Here is a 3,975-nt window from a genome sequence, read left to right as displayed (position 1 = left end):
GATCGAGACCCTGTTGAAGGGAAGTCGAACGTACCAGCCTACCGCGAAGACGATTGCCGCAGCCTATATCAAAGACTACGAAACCGAGTACAAACAATCCATCGCGGACCCTGAAGCATTTTGGAGCACTGAAGCCAAGGAGCTGGAGTGGTTTTCTCCTTGGGATAAAATCTTAGAGTGGGAGTATCCATGGGCGAAATGGTTTGTCGGCGCACGATGCAACATCGCTTACAACTGCTTGGACCGGCACATCAAAACCTGGCGCAGGAACAAAGTCGCGCTGGTCTGGGTGGGCGAAAACGATCAGGAACGAATCTTCACCTATGCTGAGCTGTACCGGCACGTGAACCGCTGCGCCAACGCCCTCAAAAAGCTTGGCCTCCAGCGAGGCGATCGTGTCACCATCTACTTGCCGAAAATACCCGAACAAGTCATCGCCATGCTGGCTTGCGCCAGGATCGGCGTTGTCCATAGCGTCGTCTATTCAGGTTTCAGCGCCCCTGCCCTCGCTAGCCGCATCAACGATGCAGAATCCAAAGTTGTGATCACCGCTGATGTCGGGTTCGACCGTGGCAAGGCTATCCAACTGAAATCGGTCGTAGACGAAGCTCTCAAAACCTGCCCGACGATCGGTCATGTGGTGGTCGTACGCCGCCAGATCCAAAGTCCGCCCCTGTCCGCGCCAAAGGAAATTGACTGGAAGGAGTGGATCGAGCATGAGCAGGCGGTTTGCGAAGCAGAACAGCTGGATGCCGAAGCACCGCTCTATATTCTCTATACATCCGGCACGACCGGTCGGCCGAAGGGCGTTGTCCATGTCCACGGAGGCTACATGGTCGGCACCTACACGACGACGAAGTATGTGTTCGATCTGAAAGATGATGACGTGTACTTTTGCGTGGCCGATCCGGGATGGGTCACAGGCCACAGCTATATCGTCTACGGTCCGCTTCTCAATGGCGCGACGATCCTGACCGCGGAAGGGAAACCGGATTACCCGAATCCTGGACGCTGGTGGGATCTCATCGAGCGGTATGGGGTCTCGATTTTCTATACGACTCCGACCGCGATTCGACTGCTTATGCGCTACGGCGAAGACTGGCCGAAAAAATTCGATCTCTCGACGCTCCGTATTCTCGGAAGTGTCGGAGAACCAATTAACCCGGAAGCCTGGGAATGGTTTCATCGCGTGACAGGCGAAGACAAACCCATCATGGATACCTGGTGGCAGACGGAAACGGGATCGATCTTGATCACCCCGCTTCCCACCGTGCCGCTGAAGCCCGGTTCGGCCACGCGACCGTTTTTCGGCATTGAAGCCGACGTCGTCGATCGTCAGGGAAATAGTCTTCCACCACACGCCGGCGGCTTTGCCGTCATCAAAAAACCCTGGCCGGCCATGATGCGCACCATTTACAAGGATCCTGATCGTTATACGGCCTACTGTGCCACCATCCCCAATTGCTATACGGCCGGCGACGTCTGTCATAAAGACGCAGACGGCTACTTTTGGTTCATGGGCCGAGCGGATGACGTGATCAAAGTCGCCGGCAACCGGCTTGGCACCGCTGAAGTGGAAAGCGCATTAGTCAGTCACCCGGCCGTGGCGGAGGCTGCCGTGATCGGCAAGCCGCATAAGACAGTCGGCGAATCCATCAAGGCCTTCATCATCTTGAAACAGGGAGAGCAGGAAAGCCCGGCGCTGATCAAGTCCATCAAGGATCAGGTCCTGAAAGAATTGGGCAAGATCGGCGTCCCGGCTGAAATCGATATCGTCCCTTCTCTCCCCAAGACTCGGTCGGGAAAAATCATGCGCCGCGTACTCAAAGCGAAGGAGTTGGGGCAAGACCCAGGAGATATCTCGACGATCGAAGAGTAGCATACAGAAAAGTGAAACTCGATATGGGCTTAACCGAGCGAAGGGAACGACATATGGAGAAATCAACGATTTTCGCTGTGGCAATTTCAATCGGTATCATGACCCTGTCTTTACAGGTAATCAGTCCAGGACTCACCCTTGCCGCGGATCAGCAACCAAAGGCTAAACCGCACTCCAAGACCGTCAAACCAAAAACAGTCAAGCCCAAGACCGCTAAACCCAAGCCTACCAAACCTAAGCCTGCAGAACCCAAGACAACAGAACCCACAACCGCCGAACCTAAGAGTGCGGAACCCAAGACAGCAGAGCCCAAGACTGCCGAGCCTAGAGCTACTGAACCCACAACCGCTGAACCCCAGACCGCCGAACCAAAAGCTACCGAACCCACGACCGCCGAACCCGAGATCGTCCAGCCCAAGATCGAACCGAAGCCTCAAACAGCTGAAACTACCGCGAGCACCCCCGCGTGTTTCGGAATCGCGCCGCAGATCCAAGAACTGGTACCGGATGAAGGTGAACCAGGCACACAGGTCACGATCAAAGGGGCCGAGTTTGGCTCGCCCGATTGCTTGCGAGGCGTATCCTTCGGGCCGGGTCAGCCATCCACCTTTACGCTGAAAGACGAATCGACCATCTTAACGACCGTCCCAGCCGATGGCCGTAAGGGCCTCGTCATGGTCACCGTCACCACAGCTTCCGGACAAGATTCCAAGACGTTCCTGGTCAAATAGGAGAACGACTCTCCGGCTTTCATATGAAATGGACGAGAAAACCAGGTGAGCCTATTTATCTCAGACGGCACCTACTAAGCCTTGCTTTGGCTGTCGTCTTCCCTCTGATCGTTTTGCAGCTGTATAAAATTTATGTTGGGCCGCTGAGTTTCGACTTTCAACTTGGAATGGCGCTTTTGCTTTCCGTCATCCTAGGGCTGGCTCTTCACTTTGCCTACCGGTCATCCGCCAAGAATCAGCCATAGAAGGACGCTCCATTGAATCCTTAACCTTGTTGTTGCGTAGAATTATGCGTTATATTCTACGCAATGATCTAAACCATGAGGCAATCACATGGCCGTGGCTTACAAGAAAGAAGAAATCCTCAGCGCATCTCGAGTAGCGCGATCCTTCGGAAAAGTGCTGACCGATCTGAAGGCCCAGCATCGGCGGCGGGTGGTCGTCCTCAAAAACAATCAGGTAGAAGCTGTGATCGTGCCGGTGGATGACTATGAAAAGATGGCGGAGGCGCTCGATCTCTTGGAACACATGGAGATCCATCGCCTTGTCACACAGCGGACACGCAAGAAAGGGAAGAAAGCCGTCCCACTGGAGGCGTTGCTGAAGGAGCAACGCCTTGCGGTATAGCGTCGTTTTGACTATCGCAGCGCCGAGGACTTTCGGCGTCTAGACAGATCGCTGAAAGAACCGGTTGCGAAGCAGCTCAGGAAACTTGAAACCGCTCCACGGCTCGGCGAGCATCTTGGCAATCGGACAGGCCTCAACCTCACCGGCTACTACAAAGTCTACGCAGCGAAGAAATCGATCCGTATCGTATACCGGATCATCGACCAAAAGATTCTGGTCGAAGTCGTCGCCATTGGAAGGCGAGAAGATCTCGTGGTCTATCAGGAAGCTCTCAAGCGGTTAAAACACCGGGACCGATAGGAGAACTGTTACTCCGCGTCATGATGAGGCGCTTTCAAATTCTCGCGAAGTTCATCAAGCGTTCGTCCTTGCTATGGGCTCCGCTTCTAAATCGGCTGGTCCTGCTATGGTAAATAGTCCCACCGTGCAGCAAAGGCAGGGAGCAATCTTTCGGTATCTGGTTGAGCGAATGGTTAGCCAAAGAATTTGTCATACTCGGCATGCGGTCCGATCCAGAACCACTGGACTCCCTCTGTAACTGGAACGCCAAGCGCGCGGTAATGAACACCGACCCGGACGCTGCGAAAGCGTCCGCCATGTACGGATTTGAATCGTAGGGAAGGATGCGTTGGATTCTGCTTGAGAAGAGCGTAATTGCGTCTAGCAAGGCCCTGGATATCGACTGGCAAAGCATTGAAGCACCGCCAAAATTGACTTGAAGTGAAATGCCTCAAATCT

The 3,975-nt window shown here is 54.2% G+C and carries 4 protein-coding genes and 1 pseudogene; 4 read left to right on the top strand and 1 reads right to left on the bottom strand.

All coding sequences use genetic code 11. The features are described 5' to 3' along the window. Position 1 precedes the first annotated feature (1 nt). From acs to ACOSYY_RS20450, 4 genes and pseudogenes are all read left to right on the top strand, one after another. Positions 2 to 1,879, top strand: a complete 1,878-nt coding sequence (gene acs, locus ACOSYY_RS18355) for an acetate--CoA ligase (protein WP_526023349.1) — start codon at positions 2 to 4, stop codon at positions 1,877 to 1,879. A gap of 53 nt (positions 1,880 to 1,932) precedes the next feature. Then, on the top strand, positions 1,933 to 2,610 hold the full coding sequence (locus tag ACOSYY_RS18350) for an IPT/TIG domain-containing protein (RefSeq protein ID WP_421664295.1): 678 nt from the start codon (positions 1,933 to 1,935) through the stop codon (positions 2,608 to 2,610). A gap of 333 nt (positions 2,611 to 2,943) precedes the next feature. After that, positions 2,944 to 3,237 (top strand): type II toxin-antitoxin system Phd/YefM family antitoxin, encoded by a 294-nt coding sequence (locus ACOSYY_RS18345; protein ID WP_421664294.1) that lies wholly within the window; start codon positions 2,944 to 2,946, stop codon positions 3,235 to 3,237. Positions 3,238 to 3,276: 39 nt separating this feature from the next. Then, a pseudogene (locus ACOSYY_RS20450) lies at positions 3,277 to 3,537 on the top strand (type II toxin-antitoxin system RelE family toxin); the annotation flags it as partial. Positions 3,538 to 3,710: 173 nt separating this feature from the next. Here the strand turns inward: ACOSYY_RS20450 and ACOSYY_RS18340 are convergent. Continuing rightward, positions 3,711 to 3,975: ParE family toxin-like protein (locus ACOSYY_RS18340; protein WP_421664293.1), on the bottom strand; the 265-nt coding region annotated here is incomplete at its 5' end.

The organism is Nitrospira sp. BLG_2, assembly GCF_049222245.1.
Note: the sequence above shows the minus strand (reverse complement) of the source record. Positions and strands in the feature narration are given on the sequence as shown.